This window comes from Streptomyces sp. NRRL F-6492, from assembly GCF_001280125.1.
Classification (GTDB): domain Bacteria; phylum Actinomycetota; class Actinomycetes; order Streptomycetales; family Streptomycetaceae; genus Streptomyces.
Genome location: NZ_LGEG01000116.1, coordinates 105,863 through 127,951, shown reverse-complemented (window position 1 = coordinate 127,951; position 22,089 = coordinate 105,863). Strand labels below are relative to the sequence as shown.

General features: G+C 71.2%; 12 protein-coding genes. 8 read left to right on the top strand and 4 right to left on the bottom strand.

The window, feature by feature from the left end; all coding sequences use genetic code 11:
• Together ADL08_RS11655 and ADL08_RS11650 are read left to right on the top strand one after the other, a co-directional pair.
• Positions 1 to 819 (top strand): zinc ribbon domain-containing protein (locus ADL08_RS11655; protein WP_078970565.1); only part of this gene is annotated, 819 nt, incomplete at its 5' end.
• A 153-nt stretch (positions 820 to 972) separates the two neighbouring features.
• Positions 973 to 6,060, top strand: a complete 5,088-nt coding sequence (locus ADL08_RS11650; protein WP_234352104.1) for a hypothetical protein — start codon at positions 973 to 975, stop codon at positions 6,058 to 6,060.
• 409 nt (positions 6,061 to 6,469) lie between these two features.
• On the opposite strand, the gene ADL08_RS11645 is transcribed toward ADL08_RS11650, so the two are convergent.
• From ADL08_RS11645 to ADL08_RS11635, 3 genes are all read right to left on the bottom strand, one after another.
• Positions 6,470 to 8,281, bottom strand: coding sequence for an FG-GAP-like repeat-containing protein (locus ADL08_RS11645; RefSeq protein ID WP_053642022.1), 1,812 nt, complete (start codon positions 8,279 to 8,281; stop codon positions 6,470 to 6,472).
• A 748-nt stretch (positions 8,282 to 9,029) separates the two neighbouring features.
• Complete coding sequence (locus ADL08_RS11640) at positions 9,030 to 10,559, bottom strand: helix-turn-helix domain-containing protein (protein WP_053642021.1); 1,530 nt, start codon at positions 10,557 to 10,559, stop codon at positions 9,030 to 9,032.
• A 51-nt stretch (positions 10,560 to 10,610) separates the two neighbouring features.
• Complete coding sequence (locus ADL08_RS11635) at positions 10,611 to 10,967, bottom strand: VOC family protein (protein ID WP_053642020.1); 357 nt, start codon at positions 10,965 to 10,967, stop codon at positions 10,611 to 10,613.
• Between the two features lie 477 nt (positions 10,968 to 11,444).
• On the opposite strand from ADL08_RS11635, the gene ADL08_RS11625 reads away from it, so the two are divergent.
• Complete coding sequence (locus tag ADL08_RS11625; RefSeq protein WP_053642018.1) at positions 11,445 to 14,240, top strand: aconitate hydratase; 2,796 nt, start codon at positions 11,445 to 11,447, stop codon at positions 14,238 to 14,240.
• An 86-nt stretch (positions 14,241 to 14,326) separates the two neighbouring features.
• Here the strand turns inward: ADL08_RS11625 and ADL08_RS11620 are convergent, their stop codons facing one another.
• Positions 14,327 to 15,238 (bottom strand): FG-GAP repeat domain-containing protein, encoded by a 912-nt coding sequence (locus ADL08_RS11620; protein ID WP_053642017.1) that lies wholly within the window; start codon positions 15,236 to 15,238, stop codon positions 14,327 to 14,329.
• Between the two features lie 543 nt (positions 15,239 to 15,781).
• Between ADL08_RS11620 and ngcE the strand changes: the two genes are divergently transcribed.
• The 5 genes from ngcE (at position 15,782) to ADL08_RS11595 (ending at position 21,821) form a co-directional block, all read left to right on the top strand.
• Positions 15,782 to 17,224 carry an N-acetylglucosamine/diacetylchitobiose ABC transporter substrate-binding protein gene (ngcE, locus tag ADL08_RS11615; RefSeq protein WP_053642016.1) on the top strand — a complete coding sequence of 481 codons (1,443 nt, stop codon included), beginning with the start codon at positions 15,782 to 15,784 and terminating at the stop codon, positions 17,222 to 17,224.
• Between the two features lie 106 nt (positions 17,225 to 17,330).
• Positions 17,331 to 18,260: a carbohydrate ABC transporter permease gene (locus tag ADL08_RS11610; protein ID WP_053642015.1), complete on the top strand. Its 930-nt coding sequence runs from the start codon at positions 17,331 to 17,333 to the stop codon at positions 18,258 to 18,260.
• 65 nt (positions 18,261 to 18,325) lie between these two features.
• Entirely contained in the window at positions 18,326 to 19,198 is an 873-nt protein-coding gene (locus ADL08_RS11605; RefSeq protein WP_234352106.1) for a carbohydrate ABC transporter permease, read from the top strand.
• 224 nt (positions 19,199 to 19,422) lie between these two features.
• Positions 19,423 to 20,634, top strand: a complete 1,212-nt coding sequence (locus ADL08_RS11600) for an ROK family transcriptional regulator (protein ID WP_053642013.1) — start codon at positions 19,423 to 19,425, stop codon at positions 20,632 to 20,634.
• Positions 20,635 to 20,756: 122 nt separating this feature from the next.
• Complete coding sequence (locus tag ADL08_RS11595) at positions 20,757 to 21,821, top strand: sugar ABC transporter substrate-binding protein (RefSeq protein WP_053642012.1); 1,065 nt, start codon at positions 20,757 to 20,759, stop codon at positions 21,819 to 21,821.
• Positions 21,822 to 22,089: the final 268 nt, after the last annotated feature.

Genomic DNA, 22,089 nt, shown 5'->3' with positions numbered 1-22,089 from the left:
ACCGCCCCGCGCGCCCCCGCCGCCCCCACGCCCGCCCGCGACCCGATCCTGCCCGTGCTGCCGGCGAAGGCCGTCGCGCCCCGTCCGGTCGTACGGCCCGCGGCGGTGGAGGACGAGGGGAGCGGGCGGCCCTGTCCGGCGTGCGGGACGCCCAACCGGCCGGAGCGGAAGTTCTGCTGGCGCTGTGCCGCGGAGCTGCGGCCGGTGCCGAAGGCCGCGCCGCTGCCCTGGTGGCGGACGGTGTGGCCGTTCCGGCGCCGGGCACGGGCGGGTTCGGGGCGGGGGGTGCGCCTCGCCGTGATCCTCGCGGTCGTGCTCGCGCTGTGCGCCGCCGGGTTCCTCCTGCTGCCCGCGGGACGCGCCCTGGTCGAGGACGTCCGGGACAAGCTGGGCAAGGCCACACCCGTCACCCCCGTACGGACCGAGGCGAGCGGCGCGCTCCCCGGGCATCCCGCGACGAACACCACGGACGGCCTGAACAACAAGTACTGGGCGGCCCCCGGGGCGGGCGCCTCGGTGACGTACACCTTCCGCAAACCGTTCCGGCTGGTCGCCCTGATCATCACCAACGGCGCGTCCACGTCTCCGGAGGCGTACGCCCGCCAAGCGCGCGCGCTCCAGGTGGACCTGGAGGTGACGACGGCGGACGGCACGCGTCACGTCAAGGAGCTCGGCCTCGGCGACAAGCCGGTCCCGCACACGATCCAGACCGGGATCAGCGACGTCAGGACGGTCCGCCTGACGTTGCGTTCACCCGTGGACCTGTCCCGGGGACGCCATCTGGCGCTGGCGGAGGTGGAGTTCTTCCAGAGGAGTTGAAGGGGAGGCGAAGCGGAGCCGAAGGGGGATCCTCCGCTCTCGAATGACGCCCGGGAATACGGCGGTTGACGGGACCGCGGAGCGGAGAAGGCGAATCGGCCGGGAACCGCGGGACCGGCCGTGCCCCGCCCCGCCCGTGACTACGTTGACCCCGTGCGGACACAGCAGCAGTCAGGGGACGACAGGACCGGCACGTCCGAGCGGGCGGGCCGGACGCCCGCCACCGCTCCTCCGGCCGTCCTCGCCGCCGGGGCCGCGCCCCCGCTGCTCTCCCTCCAGCGCACCGCGGGCAACGCGGTCGCCTCACGGGCCGTGGGCAGGAACCGCGACCGGGGCGCCCGTCCGGCCCTGCCGGACATCGAGGAGCGCACCGAGACGGGTTTCGTCCTGCCGTCGTACCTGCTGCGGCTCCAGGCCGGCGGTCTGTCCTCGACGTACGGACCGACCGGCCACGAGTTCGTCCGGCACGCGGTGTCCGCGGCCGTCGGACACGCCGACGGCACGGTCGCGGAGATCGCGGAGGAGCTGGCCGGGCGCCCGGAGGCCTTCTTCGGACAGGGCCGGGCCTTCGCCGTGGAGGGCCGCACGGGCGCGGAGTCGTACGACGTCACCGTGCGGATCTCCCGGGCGCCCGCCGACCGGCCGCCCGTCTTCCAGCCGAAGGACCTGCTGTCCGCCGCCTCGGCGGGGACCGACGGCGTGCCGCAGGCCGCGCTCGAAGACCCCGTGGGCAAGGACACCAAGCTCGACGTCCACCACAACTCGGCCGCCACGGTGGGTGGTTCGAGCGGCGGCTCGTCGAGCAAGGGCGCCGGCGGCCTCGCCTTCGGGCTCGCGCCCGTCGCGCCGGGACTGTGGCTCGGCGCCGCCGCCACCCTCAACGCCCAGCCCTGGCAGTCCTCCCGCGAGTCCCGGCGGCAGACGACCGTGGCCGAACCGCGCGTGCTGCGCAGTGACAAGGGCTCGGTCGAGGTGCGCCGCCAGGTCCGCTACGAGGTCCGCGTCCGGCGGCACGGCACCGACGGCGCGCAGACCTTCCGGGACTCCGGCACGCTCATGCAGCGCGTGCCGACCGAACACCTGGTCCCGGTGGGCACCGAGGACCCCGCCCCGCCCGTGCCGGTGTCCGCGGACACCGGCCGCCGCGTCTCCCTCGCCGACTCGCTGGCTCCGGTCGCCGTCACCGACGACTCCGCGCCCCACCGGTCGGGCCGCGGCCTGTTCGACGCCGTCGCCTCCGTACTGCACCCCTCGCTCGTCGAGCCCGGCGCGCCGGGCCGGGGCCGGCTGTACGAGGCGACCTCCACGGCGACCGTCCTGGAGGACCTGCCCCGGCTGCTGCGTGACGGCGTGAACGGCGAGGACCTGTACTCCAGGGACGGCAGGACGGCCGGCAGCTACCGGCTGCGCGCCGCGGTCACCGGCCTCTCCCCGGCCTGGGGCACCGGCAGGACCCAGCTGCGCACCCACCAGCACGGCCAGACCGCGGTGACCGACGGCGCGGGCAAGGGCCGGTCCCTGCAGGCGGGCCTGGGGCCGGCGATCGGCGTCGGGGCGGCGGCGAACGCGGCCGTCGTCCGGGCCACCGCCATGCCGGTCGCGGCGGCCCGCACGGCACGCTTCACGGTGGCCGAGCAGAGCGTCGCGAGCCGCCAGGGCGCCGAGGTGAAGGGGGAGAAGGCGCTCTACTTCGGAACCGTGACGTTCACCGCCGAGGGCACGGGGCCCCGCTCGGTCCGCGCGGTCCTGCGCCCCGAGGCCAGGGTGGCCGTCCACACCATGAACGTGTGGATCAGCCTCCGGGCCGACGAGGCGCACGCGTTCGGGCTGCCGCTGCCGGCCGGCGTGACCCCCGGGGACTTCGTGAGCAAGCCGAAGCGCACCGACGGCGACGGCGGGGAACAGGAGGTGGAACGCCACCTCCCTTACGACGGGAAGGGATCGAGCGTCGCGCTGAGCCAGGTCGACACCGGGCCGATGGTGCGCGCCGTGCTGCGGATGTTCGCCACCGATCCCCGCCTCGCGGGCTACCTGCCCGCGTTCGGCGCCACCGCGCCCGCCCCCGGCGTCAGTGACGAGGAGGCCGAGGCCCAGCGGCACAACCACCGCGAGCTGACGGCCGCCCTCTCGGAGACCAACCTCCGGATCAACAAGGACCAGTTGCTGTCCACCGGCATCCGGGTACGGCTGCGTCGCAAGACCACCATGCACTCCCACGACGTGCAGATCCTCGTCCGGGGCAGCCTGAGCGACACCGTCTACGAGGGCGACGTCAAGGACTGGTCGGTCCGCAGCCACGCCACCGTGGGCGCCGGCGCGCAGAGCGGCCGCAGCAGTTCGCGCTCGATCGGCGGCCTGGTGCTCGGCCAGGCCCGGTTGATCCCCGGCATCCTGACCGCCGGGGCCCGCTACGAGCGGCACAGCTCCGGCTCCTACCGCAACCAGGCGGGCACCACCGGCCGTACGGACGTCGTCGCCAACGGGTCCGACACCGCCGCCGCCTTCCGCGCCGCCCTGCACCTCGACGTGGAGGCCACCATGACCTCCCGGCCCCGCAAGCTCGCCCGCGGCCTCACGGTCGGCGGTCCGGGCCGGGACGTGCCGGAGGCCGAGACGCTGACGTACATGAACCTGGGGAGCCAGGACGTACGACTGCTCACACCGGCCGAGTTCACCCTGGACCAGGAGGGCAAGGACCGGGCCGACGCGGCGCTCGCGGCCGGTACGGCACCGGCGCCCCCCGCCGCCACCGTCGCCGCCGGGGGCATCGGCGACCTGGCCGGCCTCGCCCCGGACGCCGGAGCGGGACCGGTCCTGCGCGACTGGCAGCTGGTGGAGACCGTCGACGCACAGCCCGTACGGGAGCTGGCCTTCGCGCTGCTGTCCCGGGCCGCCGCCCGGAACCGGGGGCTGCGCGAGGACCCGGCGCTTGCCACCGAGGGGCTCGCGCCACGGCTCGCGATCGAGGAGCGCTTCGGCGAGCGGGCCGTCCAGGCCGCCCTGCGGCAGGCCGCGTCCTCCGGCTGGATCGTGAAGAACCTCCGCTATCCGCGCCGCCTGGCCGCCCTCGACGGCGCGGTCGGCACCCGCCTCGCGCTCGCCAACCCGCGGTTCGTGCACACCGCCGAGGGCCCGGGCACCGAGACCTTCGTGCTCGGCGGCCACCAGTCGGCGGGACAGACCGGGCAGGGCACCGGCAGCACCGTGCAGGTGGGCGCGACCGGAACGGAGAACGGCGCCGCGTGGCGGGCGGGGCAGGGCCTGTCGGCGTTCCGCACGACGAGCGAGGGCGACACGGAGACGTACGCCCTGTCCGGCACGGTCGAGCGCAACGCCCACACCCCGAAGAAGGGCCCGCTGCACCTGGTCCAGTGCGATCTGCTGGTCACCATGGTGGCCGAGGTCAAGGTGACCGGCGGCGGCCCCTACGTGGCCCAGGGCGCCCGGACGCTCCCCGCGGCGGCCGGGGTGTGGCTGACGGAGGAGCAGCTGCCCGAGGCGCTGCGCCGCCGCCCGCGGCCCGGCGCGCGGCCGTCCGCGGGGGCGTCCACGGCGTCGTCCGCGCCGCGGGGGGAGAGCCCGGCGGAGAGTTCGCGGACCGCCGCCGAACGGACCGCCGCCGAACGGACCGCCGGGGCGGAGGGCTCCTCCCCGGCCGCACGACCCGCCGTCACCGGCCCCGGATTCCGCCGCGAGCTCCCGCTCGGCTTCGGCATGATCGAGGACCTTCCCGACTTCGTACCCCTGCTCGCGGGACTGCGGGAACGGCTCGTCGCCACCCGGCGCCAGGACCTGGCCGACACCCTGCTGCCCCGCCGTCAGCTCGACGACCGCAACGACAACGTGCGGCGGCTGCTGCGGGTCCTGGACCGGGACGGCTCGGCGGGACTGCTGTCCGGCGCCATGGACGGCGGGGTCACCGTCGAACTCCTCGACGGCCGCCGCACCCCGCACTGGGCGGTGTTCAAGGTCGACCGGGTGGGCGACGGCGAGTTCCTCGGGGACGCGGACGACCGGCGGGACATGGAGTACATCACCTCCGCCGTCGCCCAGCAGGCGACCTCCCACGACGAGGGCACGACCACCGGCGTCGAGGGCGTCCTGGCGGGCTCCGGCAAGCCGGACGGCGGCGCGGGGCAGGTGAAGAGCACCGGCGGAGCGGCCGGCGCCGCCCTCGGGTCCGGCGCGTCACGGCGCCGCGGCACCGCGAGCCGGGGCCAGCTCGGCATGAAGACGGTCGCGGACGCCGGTTCGGCGGCGGTGGCGAGGATGCGGGTGCCGGTCCGGGCGAGCCTGGAGCTGTACCGGGGCGGCACCCGGGTGGCGTTCGCCCGGCTGGACGGCCTGACGCTCACCCACCGCGCCCCGCGCGCCGACCTGGAGGCGCTGTCCCGGGCCGAACTCCCCGCGCGGGACGTGGCCGCGGTCGCCCGCGGCCCGCACGCCCCCGACCCGGCGGCCCCGGCCGACCCGGCCGCCTGGCGCGCGAGCGGCGCGCGACTGCCGATGGAGGCGCAGGTCAACGGGTTCCACGGCGTCACCCAGGTACGGCAGCTGCTGACGTCCGCGATCCGGCAGGCGGGCGGCGGGGCGCGCTTCCGCGACCGGGGCCGGGCCGCCGCGTACGCCCTGAACGAGGCGGTCTCCACCGAGTGGATGATCGCCGCCCTGCCCCTGCTCACCTCGGCCGGTGCCGACCTGCCCCCGGTGCACGCCTCCGGCGCGGAGGGCCAGAACCTGCGGGCGTCCCTGCACGCCCGGCTGCGCGACGGCCGGATCCTCGGCGTGGGCGACAAGATGGCCTTCGAGACGATCGGCCAGAGCCACCTGGAGGGCATGCGCCCCACCCAGCGGGACGGCCAGAGCGCCGCCGAACACGGCAGGTCGGCCCGCGGCCTGGTGGGCGCCGGGCTCCTCAACGCCGACCAGTTCCGGCTCAACCAGCTCATGGCCAACGCGGGCGGCTCGGGCGGCACCACCGACGCCGCGGCCAACGCGTCCGGCTCGATGCCGGTCCACAAACCGAAGAGCGGGTCGGTCCTGGTCCAGTTCACCCTGGACGTCAGGGCGGTCGCCCGGGTCACGGGCAGGATCCGCTCCGGCACCACCGCGACGGCGGTCCGCGAGACGACCCTCGCCCGCCCCGTGGTCGTCCGCATGCCGGAACACGCCGTCCGCCTAATGCTCACGGCCCGTCCCGCCCGACTCCACGACCCGGACGGCCACCTGGGCCCGCGCTGACGACCGCGACGGCCCCGGGCGACGGTGCCCGGGGCCGTGTGCGGGTGCTGGTCGACGAAGCCGGAAGTCCCAGAGAAGTCCCGGAGGACTCCCACGGCCGGCGGACGCCCTTCCGGTTCTGTGCCCTGTAGGGCAGCACTGTGGACCCGGGGCTGTGCGGGGGAGGCCGGCCTCGCTCCTCTGCGGCAACAGGCGGCTCGGCACATCCGCTGGCCTACCGGGGCGTGCCGGTTCGGCCCCGTCGTGCCGCGTCCGCTTTTCGCACCGCCTTCGCCGCATGGTCAGCCGAGTCGGCCACGTTCCAACGTACGCGGGAGGCCCGGCCCCGTCCCCCGCAGGCACGCTCTCCGGCATGAGGAGGGGGCCCTCCGGACGATGCCGGAGAGCCCCGAGGGGTCGGGGTGCCGACCTAGAACAGGGTGTCGCCGGCCGGGAAGCCCCAGCCGCTCTTGAATCGGTCGGCGAGGGCGACGGTGCCGTTCAGCGTGCCCAGGCCGGCGTAGAAGTAGACGTTGCCGGCGGTGTCGCGGGCCAGGAGGTCGGCCTTGCCGTCACCGTCCACGTCTCCGGGGGCGGAGACACTGTCGTACGCGTTCCAGCCCCAGGCGATCTTGACACGCGGCTGCAGCGTTGCGCCGGCAGTCGTCTGGTAGAGGTACAGATCACCGGCGGGAGTCCGGGCGAGGAGGTCGGGCACGCCGTCGCCGGTGAGGTCACCGGGCGTCAGGATGGCGTTGTAGTCCTTCCACGAGACGTCTCCGCTGATGGCCACCGGACTGCTCACAGTGCCGTCGGACTGGATCGCCCGGCGCTGGAGCGTACCGTCGGCGAGCAGGGTCACCAGGTCGCGGGTGCCGTCGCCGTTCATGTCCGCGCTCACGGCCAGCTGCTCCACCGTGCCGTAGCCGGTCGCGACGGTGCGGGGCCACCGGAAGAACGTCTCGGTCCGGTCTCCCGGGAAGAAGCGGAGGGCTCCCGTGCTGTCGATGGCGTAGAGGTCCTCGGCGCCGTCGCCGTCCACGTCACCCGCTCGCGCGAGCTGACGCATGGTGCTCCAGTCGGCGTTCCAACCGGCGCCGACCTTGCAGTACAGGGACTGGAGCAGCTTGTCCTGGCGCCCGCCGAAGTGGCGGTACAGGTTGCCGTCGGCGCCACGGCGCAGCAGGTCGGCCTTGCCGTCGGCGGTGTTGTTGCAGTGCTTCCAGGTCGCAGCCCCGCGGTAGGGGTAGTGGTCGGAGAGGGACTCGCGCGGCATCGCGTCGGCGATGACGTTCTTGAAGTGCTTCTCGCTCACGAAAATGTAGTCGTACTTGGACTCGGTGAGGGGGTCGCTGTCCCTGAGCACCGTGTTGGCTCCCGAACGGCACTGGCCGACCGGCGGGTTCAGGGCCTGGCACTCCGGCGTGAAGCGCTGGGCGTCGGTCTCGTCCGTCTCCAGGAACTGGCCCGTGCCGCCCGAGTGGGTGTAGAAGGGGTCCAGAAGCGAGGTCAGGGGGCTCAGGCGCGGGTCGGTGTACCAGGTCCCGTCCCGCTGCGCCCAGTGCTGGGCGTTGAAGTCACCGCCGAGCACGACCGGCGTGTCCGCGTCGATCCACGGCTTGACGAGGCCGGCGAGCTTCTTGGCCTGCTCGATCCGGATGGCGTCGTTGTACGAGTACAGGTGGACGGAGCAAGCCCGCGTCGTGCGGCCCTGGAGCGCGACCTGGACGCACGAGGACTTCCAGGTCGTCCCGGCCTTCTCACCGCCGACGGTCAGGTCGAGAGGAGTGAGGACCGTCACCGGCCCCTTGGCCAGCACGGCATTGCCCCAGGGGTGCTCCTTGTCGAAGGCGGGCTCGCTGTTCGACTTGCACAGGTCCCCCGTGGAGGGGACGGGAACAGGAATCATGGTCGTGAAGGTGCCGCTGTATCCCAGAGGCGCGAGCACCTTCAGAAGCTCGTCGTACTGGGACTTGCAGACCTCTTGGAGAAAGAGGACGTCCGCGTCCCATTCGGTCACGTGCCTCTTGACCAGGTCGACGCGCACCTTCACGGCGTCTCTCTGCGCGGCGGTGCCACAGGGGGTGATGAGTTCGTCGTTGCCCCCGCAGATGTTGTAGCTGAGGAAGCGCAGTGCGGAGGCGGACTTCGGCGAGACGGTGTCCGCGGATGCCGAGGGGACCAGGCCACCCAGCATCGTCGCTGCGAGCAGGGCGACGATGAGCGCGCGCAGGCGCATCATGTGACGTTCCTTCTTTCGGATGTATCTGAGGATAGGCATGGAAGAAACCTGATGATCGCACGTCAGTGCGGTGGCGGAGTGATCCATGAGAAGCCACCTCATTCGGCCGCCGAGGCATGGAAAGTCGCTGGTGGGGGCGGCTTGAGCGTTGCCGAGTGCTCTGGTGGGCGACTTCCGGATTCCAGCCCGTCACGCGGTCGAGCACGAGGACGTGGAAGCCCTGGCCCCTCCGCTCGCCAAGGGCGCCGGTCCCGATGGGGTCTTCGGCGCCGGTCCGGCACGATCGGCCCTCCGGCCGCCGCACCCGGCGGGGTTGAGGCGTGGTCGTTCGACTCCTACGCGGAGAAGCCCGCTCTGGCCGCGGCGGGGGTGGTCGCACCACTGGAGGAGGGCAGCGCAGACGGTGCTCGCGCGGGGGAGCCGTCCCGGGAGCACGGCTTCCCGCCCTGCGTCACTTCTTCGCCTCCGGGAAACTGGAGGCCGGCGAATCGATCGTCTCCCCGGCACGCCGGCCGGGGCACTCCGACCGGGGGTTCGCGCCGCGGAAGCACTCCCCCTTCCCGCCCCGCGCCGGCGCACGAGGCGGCGCCGCCGTCGGCGCGACCTTCGCGTAGCCGCCGCCGGCCGGCAGGGGCCGTTGAGCGCGGCCCACGGCCCGCCGCAGCCCCCAAAGTCCCAGAGATGCCGCCGCACCCCGTCCTGAACCGCTGAACAGCGGTTCAGGACGGGGTGCGGCGGCATTCGCGTATCAGATGTCCCGGAAGATCTCGATCTGCGCCCCGATCGAGTTCAGCCGCTCCGCCAGGTCCTCGTACCCCCGGTTGATGACGTACACGTTCCGGAGGACCGACGTGCCCTCGGCGGACATCATCGCGAGGAGGACGACCACGGCGGGGCGGAGGGCCGGCGGGCACATCATCTCGGCGGCGCGCCAGCGGGTCGGGCCCTCGACGAGGACGCGGTGGGGGTCGAGGAGCTGGAGGCGGCCGCCGAGGCGGTTGAGGTCCGTGAGGTAGATGGCCCGGTTGTCGTAGACCCAGTCGTGGATCAGGGTCTTGCCCTGCGCCGTGGCCGCGATGGCCGCGAAGAAGGGGACGTTGTCGATGTTCAGGCCCGGGAACGGCATCGGGTGGATCTTGTCGATCGGCGCCTCCAGCTTGGAGGGGCGGACCGTCAGGTCGACCAGGCGGGTGCGGCCGTTGTCGGCGGTGTACTCGGGCGAGCGGTCGTGGTCGAGGCCCATCTCCTCCAGGACCGCGAGCTCGATCTCCATGAACTCGATCGGCACCCGGCGGATCGTCAGCTCCGACTCGGTGACGACGGCGGCGGCCACCAGGCTCATCGCCTCGACCGGGTCCTCGGAGGGGGAGTAGTCGACGTCCACGTCGATCTGCGGCACGCCGTGCACGGTCAGGGTGGTGGTGCCGATGCCGTCGACCCGGACGCCCAGCGCCTCCAGGAAGAAGCAGAGGTCCTGGACCATGTAGTTGGAGGAGGCGTTGCGGATGACGGTCGTGCCGTCGTGCCGGGCGGCGGCGAGCAGCGCGTTCTCGGTGACCGTGTCGCCGCGCTCGGTCAGGACGATCGGCCGGCCGGGGGTGACCGAGCGCTCGACCTGCGCGTGGTAGATGCCCTCGGTGGCCGTGACCTCCAGGCCGAAGCGGCGCAGGGCGATCATGTGCGGCTCGATCGTGCGCGTGCCGAGGTCGCAGCCGCCGGCGTACGGCAGCCGGAAGCGGTCCATGCGGTGCAGCAGCGGGCCGAGGAACATGATGATCGAGCGGGTGCGGATCGCGGCCTCGGCGTCGATGGACTCCATGTCCAGCTCGGCCGGCGGGACGATCTCCAGGTCCACGCCCTCGTTGATCCAGCGGGTGCGCACGCCGATGGAGTTGAGGACCTCCAGGAGCCGGAAGACCTCCTCGATGCGGGCGACCCGGCGCAGGACCGTGCGGCCCTTGTTGAGGAGGGAGGCGCACAGCAGCGCGACACAGGCGTTCTTGCTGGTCTTGACGTCGATGGAGCCGGAGAGCCGGCGGCGGCCGACGACCCGGAGGTGCATGGGGCCCGCGTATCCCAGCGACACGATCTCGCTGTCGAGGGCCTCGCCGATCCGGGCGATCATCTCAAGGCTGATGTTCTGGTTGCCGCGCTCGATCCGGTTGACGGCGCTCTGGCTCGTGGCCAGCGCTTCGGCGAGCTGCGTCTGGGTCCAGCCGCGGTGCTGCCGGGCGTCACGGATGAGCTTGCCGATGCGTACGAGGTAGTCGTCTGCCATGGCGTCACGTTATCTCAGATATGAGATGAAGATCGGATCCGGGGTGGGCCGTCAGGGTGAAAGGTCGTGCGCGGTCGGGTGACGCGGCTCGTAGAGGGGCAGTTCGGTGCCGCTCGGCAGCCGGACCGCCGCGAGCAGCCCCCAGCCCCGGTCGCTGATGGCCCGTGAGATCTCCGCCCCTCGGTCCTCCAGGTCGGTCAGGGTGCGGGTGAGGTCGTCGCACATGAGGTACACCTCGTGCCTCGGCCCGTCCGCCGTGGGGTGCATCGCGATCTCGGCGGGCGGCAGCTTGAAGACGAGCCAGCCGCCCCCCGCGTCCACGTGCTCGAACCCGAAGACGTCCTGGAGGAAGACGCGGTCCGCCTCCGCGTCCCGGCTGTAGAAGGTCACGTGCACGCCGCTGAACATGCCCCGATCCTCGACCCCCCGCGCCGGGCCGGCCACTCGTCCGCGTCCGTACGGGGCACGGGCGGCTCCGCGCGGCGGGACGCCCGTATGGAACGGGCCCCGGTCCCGCTCGTCGCGGTCGTGCCCCCGGCGCGGGTCGCCGAGCGTGCGGGTTTCCGGCGGGACGGGGTACGGGGGGAGTGGCCGCGGATCGGTGACGAGCGCCGGGACGTGCTCGTGTCCGTACGGTCCGGGCGCGCCGGGAACGCGGCACGGCGGACCTCCCGGGCGCGCCGTCCCGACACTTCGCGGGCGCCCGGGCATGACCGGGCGACGGGGATGCACTAGAGTTATCTCGACATCGAGATAACTGCTTACGGCGCACCGTGGCCGCCCGGCCGGTAAGGGTTACCTAACTTAGCCTTACCTTAACGGATCCGCGAGGGGTCGTGGCGGCAGCATGACGGTATTACGCGCACATTGATGAAGGAGACTGTCGTGTCGGCGAACAGCTTCGACGCCCGCAGCACGCTGCGCGTGGGCGACGAGTCGTACGAGATCTTCAAGCTGGACAAGGTCGAGGGCTCCGCGCGCCTCCCTTACAGCCTGAAGGTCCTCCTGGAGAACCTGCTCCGCACCGAGGACGGCGCGAACATCACCGCCGACCACATCCGGGCCCTCGGCAACTGGGACTCGCAGGCTCAGCCGAGCCAGGAGATCCAGTTCACGCCGGCCCGCGTGATCATGCAGGACTTCACCGGTGTGCCCTGCGTCGTCGACCTCGCCACCATGCGCGAGGCCGTCAAGGAGCTCGGCGGCGACCCGGCGAAGGTCAACCCGCTCTCCCCGGCCGAGCTGGTCATCGACCACTCGGTCATCGCCGACAAGTTCGGCACGAAGGAGGCCTTCGGCCAGAACGTCGAGCTGGAGTACGGCCGCAACAAGGAGCGCTACCAGTTCCTGCGCTGGGGCCAGACCGCCTTCGACGACTTCAAGGTCGTCCCGCCCGGCACCGGCATCGTCCACCAGGTGAACATCGAGCACCTGGCCCGCACGGTCATGGTCCGGGGTGGCCAGGCGTACCCCGACACCCTCGTCGGCACCGACTCGCACACCACCATGGTCAACGGCCTCGGCGTGCTCGGCTGGGGCGTCGGCGGCATCGAGGCCGAGGCCGCGATGCTCGGCCAGCCGGTCTCCATGCTCATCCCGCGCGTCGTCGGCTTCAAGCTGACCGGTGAGCTGCCGGCCGGCACCACCGCCACCGACCTGGTCCTCACGATCACCGAGATGCTGCGCAAGCACGGCGTCGTCGGCAAGTTCGTCGAGTTCTACGGCGAGGGCGTCGCCGCCACCTCCCTGGCGAACCGCGCCACCATCGGCAACATGTCGCCGGAGTTCGGCTCCACCGCCGCGATCTTCCCGATCGACGGCGAGACCCTGAACTACCTCAAGCTCACCGGCCGCTCCGAGCAGCAGGTCGCGCTCGTCGAGGCGTACGCCAAGGAGCAGGGCCTCTGGCTCGACCCGGCCGCCGAGCCCGACTTCTCCGAGAAGCTGGAGCTCGACCTCTCCACGGTCGTCCCCTCCATCGCCGGCCCGAAGCGTCCGCAGGACCGCATCGTCCTCGCGAACGCCGCCGAGCAGTTCGCCAAGGACGTCCTCAACTACGTCGAGGTCCCGACCGCCGAGGCCGGCACCGCCGCCTCCCCGGTGGACGAGGCGAGCGCCGAGTCCTTCCCGGCCTCCGACGCCCCCGCCTACGGCAGCCAGGAGAACGGCGCGGGCGCCCCGCAGCACGCCGAGGGCACCGGCGCCGCGGTCCCGTCCCGCCCGGTCACGGTCACCGCCCCCGACGGCACCACCTACACGATCGACCACGGCGCCGTCACGGTCGCCGCGATCACCTCCTGCACCAACACCTCGAACCCGTACGTCATGGTCGCCGCCGCGCTCGTCGCGAAGAAGGCCGTGGAGAAGGGCCTGACCCGCAAGCCGTGGGTCAAGACCACCCTCGCCCCGGGCTCGAAGGTCGTCACCGACTACTTCGACAAGGCGGGCCTCACCCCGTACCTCGACAAGGTCGGCTTCAACCTCGTCGGCTACGGCTGCACCACCTGCATCGGCAACTCCGGCCCCCTGCCGGAAGAGGTCTCCAAGGCCGTCAACGAGCACGACCTCGCGGTCACCTCGGTCCTCTCGGGCAACCGCAACTTCGAGGGCCGCATCAACCCCGACGTCAAGATGAACTACCTGGCCTCCCCGCCGCTGGTCGTCGCATACGCCCTCGCGGGATCCATGAAGGTGGACATCACCAAGGACGCCCTGGGCACCGACCAGGACGGCAAGCCGGTCTACCTGACGGACATCTGGCCGACCGAGGCCGAGGTCAACGACGTCGTCGCCAACGCCATCGGCGAGGACATGTTCAACAAGTCCTACCAGGACGTCTTCGCGGGCGACGCCCAGTGGCAGGCGCTGCCGATCCCGACCGGCAACACCTTCGAGTGGGACGCCGAGTCCACCTACGTGCGCAAGCCCCCCTACTTCGAGGGCATGACGATGGAGACCACCCCGGTCTCCGACATCGCGGGCGCCCGCGTCCTGGCCAAGCTGGGCGACTCGGTCACCACCGACCACATCTCCCCGGCCGGCGCCATCAAGGCCGACACCCCGGCCGGCAAGTACCTCACCGAGCACGGTGTGGAGCGTCGTGACTTCAACTCCTACGGCTCGCGCCGTGGCAACCACGAGGTCATGATCCGCGGCACCTTCGCCAACATCCGCCTGCGCAACCAGCTCGCGCCGGGCACCGAGGGCGGCTACACCCGCGACTTCACCCAGGCGGACGGGCCGGTCAGCTTCATCTACGACGCCTCCCGCAACTACATCGAGCAGGGCACCCCGCTCGTCATCCTGGGCGGCAAGGAGTACGGCTCCGGCTCGTCCCGCGACTGGGCCGCCAAGGGCACCGCGCTGCTCGGCGTCAAGGCCGTCATCACCGAGTCGTACGAGCGCATCCACCGCTCGAACCTCATCGGCATGGGCGTCCTGCCGCTCCAGTTCCCGGAGGGCCAGTCCGCCGACTCCCTCGGCCTGACCGGCGAGGAGACCTTCTCCTTCACCGGCATCGAGGAGCTCAACGACGGCACCACGCCGCGCACGGTGAAGGTCACCACCGACACCGGCGTCGAGTTCGACGCGGTCGTCCGCATCGACACCCCCGGCGAGGCGGACTACTACCGCAACGGCGGCATCATGCAGTACGTGCTCCGCAACCTGATCCGTGGCTGACGCCTGATCCGGTAGCGCACGAAGCGGGCCCCGCTCCTCGGAAGAGGAGCGGGGCCCTTTCGTGTCGCCGTTCACCGGCGGGACGATCAGAACAGCTCGCGGAAGCTGTTCCAGCCGTTGGTGCCGATCTGCACACGGCCGCTGTACGGGGCCGAGGCCTTGCCGGTGCCCTTGTACAGCCACAGGGCGCCGGACTTGTCGCGGGCGACGAGGTCCGCGACGCCGTCGAAGGTGAGGTCGCCCGTGGACACGAGGGCGTTGTAGGCGTTCCAGCCGCTGCCGATGCGGGTGCGGGAGGTGAAGGGCACCTTGTAGTTGCCGGTGCCCTTGTACAGCCACAGGGCGCCGGACTTGTCGCGGGCGACGAGGTCGGCCTTGCCGTCGCGCGTCAGGTCGCCCTTGCCGGCGATCTGGGTGTAGGCGTTCCAGCCGCTGCCGACCCGGTAGCGCGGGGCCAGGTTGCCGTTGCCGTAGCCCAGGTAGTGCCACAGCACGCCGGAGCCGTCGCGGGCGATCAGGTCGTCGGACGTGGCGCCGCCGGTGTTGCCGGCGGAGATGATCTCGTTGTAGACCTGCCAGCCGCCGCCGAGGTCGCGCGGCGCGCCCACGTCGGTGTAGTGCAGGCGCCCGCTGCGGACGGCGTAGAAGCCGTTGGAGCCGCCGTTGCCGTCCAGGTCGACCTGGGTGAAGTGCTTGTGGGAGGTCCAGCCGGTGCCGGAGTTGTCCGCGAGGCGCTGAAGGGTGCCCCCGCCGACCGGCTTGTAGCCCCAGATGGTGCCCGCGCTGTTGACGCCGTAGAGGTAGTTCCGCGGCGTCGGGACGGCGGCGGCGGCCGCGAAGGCGGTCGCGTTCGAGGCCTGCTCGGCGCCGGGGGTGAAGGACGGCGGCGCGTCGGCCGCGACGGCGGCGGTGGTGGTGCCGACGAGGGCGGCCGTGATCGCGGCGACGGTGATGCGGGACAGGGTGCCCGTGCGGTTCAGGCCGGAAGTCTTGGCCACGTAGTGCTCCAGATCCGTAAGGAGTGAGGAAGGCGCCGCCGCGTCCGTCGTGCGGACGCGCCGCGGCGAGACCCCCATGATTGCGGATCGTTCTCATCGGATCTTCATCGGACCGGGGGTCTGTGACACAACTGTTTCGGTCCGTACACAACCGTTTCGGTCCGGCGGTACGCCCCCTTTGCGCCCGGCGGGTCCGGACCGCGCCGCCGGGGCCGTGCCGCGGCCCCCGTACGGGTAGTTCCGGACCCCTGTCAAGGGTGTCGGCGGACGGATGGTTGGACGAAACGCCGCAGATCCAGCGTGCTTATCCCGCAGGTCTCAACTCGGGAAAGATGGTTGCCGAAACCTGCTTTCGATCTTGCTCAGGCGAAGGGAAGTGGACTATACCTGTCGCGTCCAGCCCGTCGTGTCCATCGACGACGGCCCGACGCGTGCACGACCCGGCTGCAAATGACCGCGGTGGCGGGGCCCTTCGCCTGAGGCGAGTTGAGAACGGGCGACCGGTACACCGCCTGAGTCCTGAATGAAGGCGAGGACTTGAGCATGGGATCCACCTCCGCACAGACCAACGGGGGCCTCGGCCGTCGCGATCTGATCAAGCGTTCCGCCGCTATCGGTCTGATCTCCGTACCGACCATGGGGTTCCTGTCCGCCTGTGCGAGCAGTGACAGCGGTGGCAACGGAAAGGTCGAGAAGGGGACGAAGTCCGACAAGAACCCGCTCGGGGTGAACGAGTCGGCACCGCTCGACTTCGTCCTCTTCGACGGCGGATTCGGACAGCAGTACGCCAAGGACGCGATCAAGGTCTACGAGACCAATTACCCGAAGGCCAGCGTCAAGTTCACCCCGACCCAGAAGATCACCACCACGCTGCAGCCGCGCTTCAACGGCGGCACCCCGCCGGACCTCATCGACAACTCCGGCGCCGAGCAGATGGACATGGGCGTCCTGGTCGGCCAGAAGCAGCTCGCCGACCTCACCCCGCTGCTCGACGCGCCGTCCGTCGACGACCCGAGCAAGAAGGTCCGCGACACCCTGCGCCCCGGCATCGTCGAGATGGGCCAGTTCGACGGCGAGCAGTGTTGGATCCTCAACTACGCCTACACCGTCTACGGCGTCTGGTACTCGCAGAAGCTCCTCGACTCGCTCGACGCGAAGTACCCGGAGACCTGGGACGAGATGCTGGCCGTCTGCGAGAAGGCCAAGAAGAAGGGCATCGCCGCCTGGACGTACGCGGGCAAGCACCCGTACTACGTCCCCTTCTCGCTCTACCCGATGATCGGCAAGGTCGGCGGCCGCGAGGTCCTGGACGCCATCGACAACCTGGAGCCCAAGGCCTGGGAGCACCCGGCCGTCAAGGCGTCCTTCGAGGCGTACTACGAGCTGGTCCAGAAGGGTTACATCCTCAAGGGCACGCCCGGCCTCGACCACATCCAGTCGCAGACCGCCTGGACCGAGGGCAAGGCGCTGTTCATCCCGAACGGCTCCTGGGTCGAGAACGAGGCCGCGAAGACCATGCCGGCCGACTTCGCGCTGGCCGTCTCCGGCCCGACCGGCCTCGACTCCTCCGACAAGATGCCGTTCGGCACCATCTGGGCCGCCGGCGGCGAGCCCTTCGTCGTCCCGGCCAAGGCGAAGAACGCCGAGGGCGGCATGGAGCAGCTGCGCATCATGCTCAGCGAGGCCTCCTCCAAGAACTTCACGCAGTCCGTGAAGTCCCTGACCGCCCTCAACGGCGGCACCGACGGCATCGAGCTCTCCCCGGGCCTGAAGTCCGGCGTCGCCGCCCTGGAGAAGGCCGGCCAGAACGTCGTCAACCCGCGCCTCCAGGACTGGTACGTCGCCCTCCAGAAGGAGAAGATCGGTGTCGCCGGCATCGGCGAGATGATGGCCGGCCGCGCCACCCCGGCCGAGACGATCAAGAAGATCCAGAAGTACGCCGACGAGGCGGCCCAGGACTCCTCGATCAAGCACTACAAGCACTGATGAGCAGTGCCGGGGCCCCTTCCCGCCGACCGGGAGCGGGCCCCGGCCCCTTGGCGCGCGGCACGAGCGGCGTGCCCGGCGCGGGAAAGATCGGGGTCGGTAGGAAATGCAACACGGCAAGTACCGTTTCATCGTGGGGTTCCTGGCGGCCCCCCTCGCGCTCTACGCGCTGTTCGTCATCTGGCCGTTCATCCAGTCCATCTACTACTCCTTCACGGACTGGACCGGACTGAGCCCCGAATTCGGAATGATCGGATTCGGCAACTACAGCAGGATGCTGGACGACGAGATCTTCTGGAAATCGCTCCAGCACAGTCTGACCTTCGCGGTGGTGCTGCCGCTGGTGACCGTCGGCCTCGCGCTCTTCTTCGCCTTCATGCTCAATGTCGGCGGTCGGCGCCGCAAGGGCGCGGCCATCGCCGGTGTGCGCGGGTCGTCCTTCTACAAGATCGTGTATTTCTTCCCGCAGGTGCTGTCGATCGCGATCGTCGCGCTGCTCTTCCAGTTCGCGTACAACCCGAACAGCGGAGCCATCAACTCCGTGTTGAAGGGCGTCGGTCTCGGCAGCGTCCAGCCGGACTGGCTCGGAGACCCGGACCTCGCCCTCATCTGCGTGATGATCGTCCTCGTCTGGTCCACCGTCGGATTCTTCGTCGTCCTCTTCTCGGCCGGCATGGCGTCCATTCCGAAGGACTTCTACGAGGCGGCCCTCCTCGACGGCGCGAACCGCTTCACCACCTTCTTCCGGATCACCCTGCCGCTGCTCTGGGACACCGTGCAGTCCGGGTGGATCTACATGGGCATCCTCGCCCTCGGCGCCGAGTCCTTCGCCGTCGTCCAGATCATGACCGTCGGTCCCAGCGGCGGCGGGCCCGACTACTCGACCATCGTCCTGCCGCTGTACGTGTACCAGAAGGCGTTCCGGGACGGTCAGGCCGCCTACGCCACGACCATCGGTGTCGCCCTGCTCCTCGTGACGCTGGCCTTCGCGGCCGTCGTGATGAAGCTGGGCCGGCGCGAGCGGCTGGAGTTCTGATGAAGATCACCGACACGACCCCCGCCGGAGTGGAGAACCCCGGCCCCCCGTCGGGCCCGGACCCCATGGTCACCAAGACGACCGCCCCCGCGCCCCGCAAGGAGCCGAAGGGCGAGGGCTCCACCCTCAACGTCTTCTCCCATGGCATCCTGATCCTCTGGGCGGTCATGGTCGTCATGCCGCTGCTCTGGGCGGTCATGACCTCCTTCAAGACCGACCGGGCGATCTTCACCTCCCCGTGGGCGCTGCCCGACAGGCTGCACTTCGAGAACTGGTCGCGCGCCTGGACCGAGGCGCACATGAGCGACTACTTCCTGAACACCATCCTGGTGGTCGGCGGCTCGCTGTTCGGCACGCTCCTCCTCGGCTCGATGGCGGCCTACGTCCTGGCCCGCTTCGAGTTCCCGGGCAACCGCTTCCTCTACTTCCTCTTCATCGGGGGGATGAGCTTCCCGATCATCCTGGCGCTCGTGCCGCTGTTCTACGTGATGCAGAACATGGCCCTGCTCAACACGCTGCACGGCCTGATCCTCGTGTACATCGCGTACTCGCTGCCGTTCACCGTCTTCTTCCTCACGGCCTTCTTCCGCACCCTGCCGACCTCGGTGGCGGAGGCGGCCTGCGTGGACGGCGCCTCGCACACCCGGACCTTCTTCCAGGTGATGCTGCCGATGGCCAAGCCGGGCCTCATCAGCGTCGGCATCTTCAACTTCCTCGGGCAGTGGAACCAGTACCTGCTGCCGACCGTGCTCAACACCGAGCCGGAGCGGAAGGTGCTCTCCCAGGGGCTCGTCCAGCTCGCGGTCAGCCAGGGCTACAAGGGCGACTGGTCCGGTCTCTTCGCCGGCCTGGTGATGGCCATGCTCCCGGTCCTCGCCGCGTACGTCGTCTTCCAGCGGCAGGTGGTGGCCGGTCTGACCGCCGGCGCCGTGAAGTGATCCCCGGGGCCGCCCCGGCCCCGCCACCACTCCCGAAGGGCCCCCGGCGCACCGCGCGCCGGGGGCCCTTCCGGCGGTACGGGGCCGGGGGCGAACGGCCCGGGAAGCCGGCGCGACGACCGTGTGACCCTCACCTCCGTCACTCAAGGTCTTGACGGGGACCAAGCCGAAAGCGTCCCCTTAGAGTTCACATGTTGGAGAAAACGGTGGGAGTGAGTGAGTCGATGGAGACTCCGGGTTCGCAGACTTCTCTGCACAGGGCCAACCTCGAACGGGTCGTCCGGGCGGTGCGCATGGCCGGCTCGCTCACCCAGGCGGAGATCGCCCGGGCGACGGGCCTCTCCGCCGCCACGGTCTCCAACATCGTGCGGGAGCTGAAAGAGGGCGGCACCGTCGAGGTCACGCCCACCTCGGCCGGGGGGCGCCGGGCCCGCAGCGTCTCGCTCTCCGGCGACGCCGGCATCGTGATCGGGGTCGACTTCGGCCACACCCACCTCCGGGTCGCCGTCGGCAACCTCGCCCACCAGGTGCTCGCCGAGGAGGCCGAGCCGCTCGACGTCGACGCCTCCGCCGCCGAGGGCTTCGACCGGGCGGAACAGCTGGTCAAGCGGCTCGTCCTGACCACCGGGATCGGCCCCGACAAGGTGATCGGCGTCGGCCTCGGCGTGCCGGGCCCGATCGACGTCTCCTCCGGCACCCTCGGCTCGACGTCGATCCTGCCGGGGTGGAGCGGCATCAACCCCGCCGAGGAGCTCTCGGGCCGCCTCGGGGTGCCCGTGCACGTCGACAACGACGCCAACCTCGGCGCGCTCGGCGAGCTGGTCTGGGGCGGTGGCCGGGGCGTCAAGGACCTGGCGTACATCAAGGTGGCCAGCGGCGTCGGCGCCGGCCTGGTCATAGACGGACGGGTCTACCGGGGCCCCGGCGGCACCGCGGGGGAGATCGGGCACATCACCCTGGACGAGTCGGGGCCGGTCTGCCGCTGCGGCAACCGGGGCTGCCTGGAGACCTTCACCGCCGCCCGCTACGTCCTGCCGCTGCTCCAGCCGAGCCACGGGCCCGACCTGACCATGGAGCGGGTCGTCCAGCTGGCCCGCGAGGGCGATCCCGGCTGCCGCCGGGTGATCGCGGACGTCGGGCGGTACATCGGCAGCGGCATCGCCAACCTCTGCAACCTCCTCAACCCCAGCCGGGTGGTGCTCGGCGGCGACCTCGCGGAGGCCGGCGAGCTGGTCCTGGCGCCCATCAGGGACTCCGTCTCGCGGTACGCGATCCCCAGTGCCGCCCGGCAGCTCTCGCTGGCCCAGGGGGCCCTCGGAGGGCGCGCCGAGGTGCTGGGCGCGCTCGCCCTCGTGCTGAGTGAAATGGGCGATTCGACCCTGTTGGAGAGTGCGCTGCCCGCCGCCGCTCCGGCCTCACGGCTTGCCTTCACTTAGATAACGAACACCACCGTTGTCATCTCGTTAAGAATTTACTTCTTGACGTCAACGTTGTGGCCGAGTTGACTTCGTGCCACCTCGGCCGCAACGTCGCGGCCTCGTCAGGGAGGCAACCCCAAATGAACGCAGTGACGCGTCGCGCCGTCATAGCCACGGCCGCGGTGTCGATGGCCCTCTCGCTCGCGGCCTGTGGCCAGGCCGGCGGCGACGACAGCGGCGACAAGGGCAGCTCGACCAAGATCGGTCTGCTCCTGCCCGAGAACAAGACCTCGCGCTACGAGGCCCTGGACAAGCCTCAGTTCGAGAAGGCCGTCAAGGCCGCGTGCGGCGACTGCGAGGTCGTCTACAACAACGCCGTCTCCGACGTCGTCAAGCAGAAGCAGCAGTTCGACCAGTTCATCGCCGACGGCATCAAGGTCATCGCCCTCGACCCGGTCGACGCCACCAAGGCCGAGAGCTGGGTCAAGGACGCCAAGGCCAAGGGCGTCAAGGTCGTCGCGTACGACCGCGCCGTCAAGGGCGCCGACGCCTACGTCAGCCACGACAACAACAAGGTCGGCGAGCTCCAGGGCCAGGCCCTCCTCGCCGCGCTCGGCGACAAGGCCGCCGCCGCCAACGTCGTGATGATCAACGGCGACGAGAAGGACCCGAACGCCGCCCTGTTCAAGAAGGGCGCCCACACCGCGCTCGACGGCAAGGTCGGCAAGATCGCCTACGAGGCCTCCGGCGAGTGGGACCCGAAGATCGCCGGCGAGAAGATGTCCGCCGCGATCTCCTCGGTCGGCAAGGACAAGATCGGCGCCGTCTACTCCGCCAACGACGGCATGGCGGGCGGCATCGTCACCTCCCTGGAGAACGCCGGCATCAAGGGCATCCCGGTGGGCGGCCAGGACGCCGAGGTCGCGGGCATCCAGCGCATCATCGCCGGCACCCAGACCTTCACCATCTACAAGTCGCCGCTCCAGCTGGCCCCCGAGGCCGCCAAGTTCGCGGTGAACCTGCTCCAGGGCAAGGACCTCGGCGCCCAGGGCGAGACCGACGGCGTCCCGTCCACGCTCTTCCCGCCGGTCGTGGTCGACAAGACCAACATCCAGACCACGGTCGTCAAGGACGGCATCTACAAGGCCGCCGACCTCTGCACCGCGGACCTCGCCGCCAAGTGCACCGAGCTGGGCGTCAAGTAACACCCGGCACGACCCCGCCGGGCCCCCAGGGGCCCGGCGCCACGGATTCCGGCCCGGCCGCGCGCGGCACCCCGGCCGTCCCCCGACCGGGACGGCGCCCGCCGCGCGGCCGCCGGCCGTCCGCGTACAGAGGGTGAAGACCCCGTACGGCGACCGGCGACGGTCCCGGATCCGTTCCCCCAAGCCCGTCCGGTCCCCGGCCGACCCAGACCCCGCTGTCGGCCCGGGGGCCGGACGAAGCCCACCCCCCCCAGAACTTTGTTGGCGC

Coding starts and splice junctions, on each gene's coding strand:
- ADL08_RS11645 (WP_053642022.1), bottom strand. CDS start 8,281: ATGATGCGCCTGCGCGCGCTCATCGTCGCCCTGCTCGCAGCGACGATG.
- ADL08_RS11640 (WP_053642021.1), bottom strand. CDS start 10,559: ATGGCAGACGACTACCTCGTACGCATCGGCAAGCTCATCCGTGACGCC.
- ADL08_RS11635 (WP_053642020.1), bottom strand. CDS start 10,967: ATGTTCAGCGGCGTGCACGTGACCTTCTACAGCCGGGACGCGGAGGCG.
- ngcE (WP_053642016.1), top strand. CDS start 15,782: ATGGGATCCACCTCCGCACAGACCAACGGGGGCCTCGGCCGTCGCGAT.
- ADL08_RS11610 (WP_053642015.1), top strand. CDS start 17,331: ATGCAACACGGCAAGTACCGTTTCATCGTGGGGTTCCTGGCGGCCCCC.
- ADL08_RS11605 (WP_234352106.1), top strand. CDS start 18,326: ATGGTCACCAAGACGACCGCCCCCGCGCCCCGCAAGGAGCCGAAGGGC.
- ADL08_RS11600 (WP_053642013.1), top strand. CDS start 19,423: ATGGAGACTCCGGGTTCGCAGACTTCTCTGCACAGGGCCAACCTCGAA.
- ADL08_RS11595 (WP_053642012.1), top strand. CDS start 20,757: ATGAACGCAGTGACGCGTCGCGCCGTCATAGCCACGGCCGCGGTGTCG.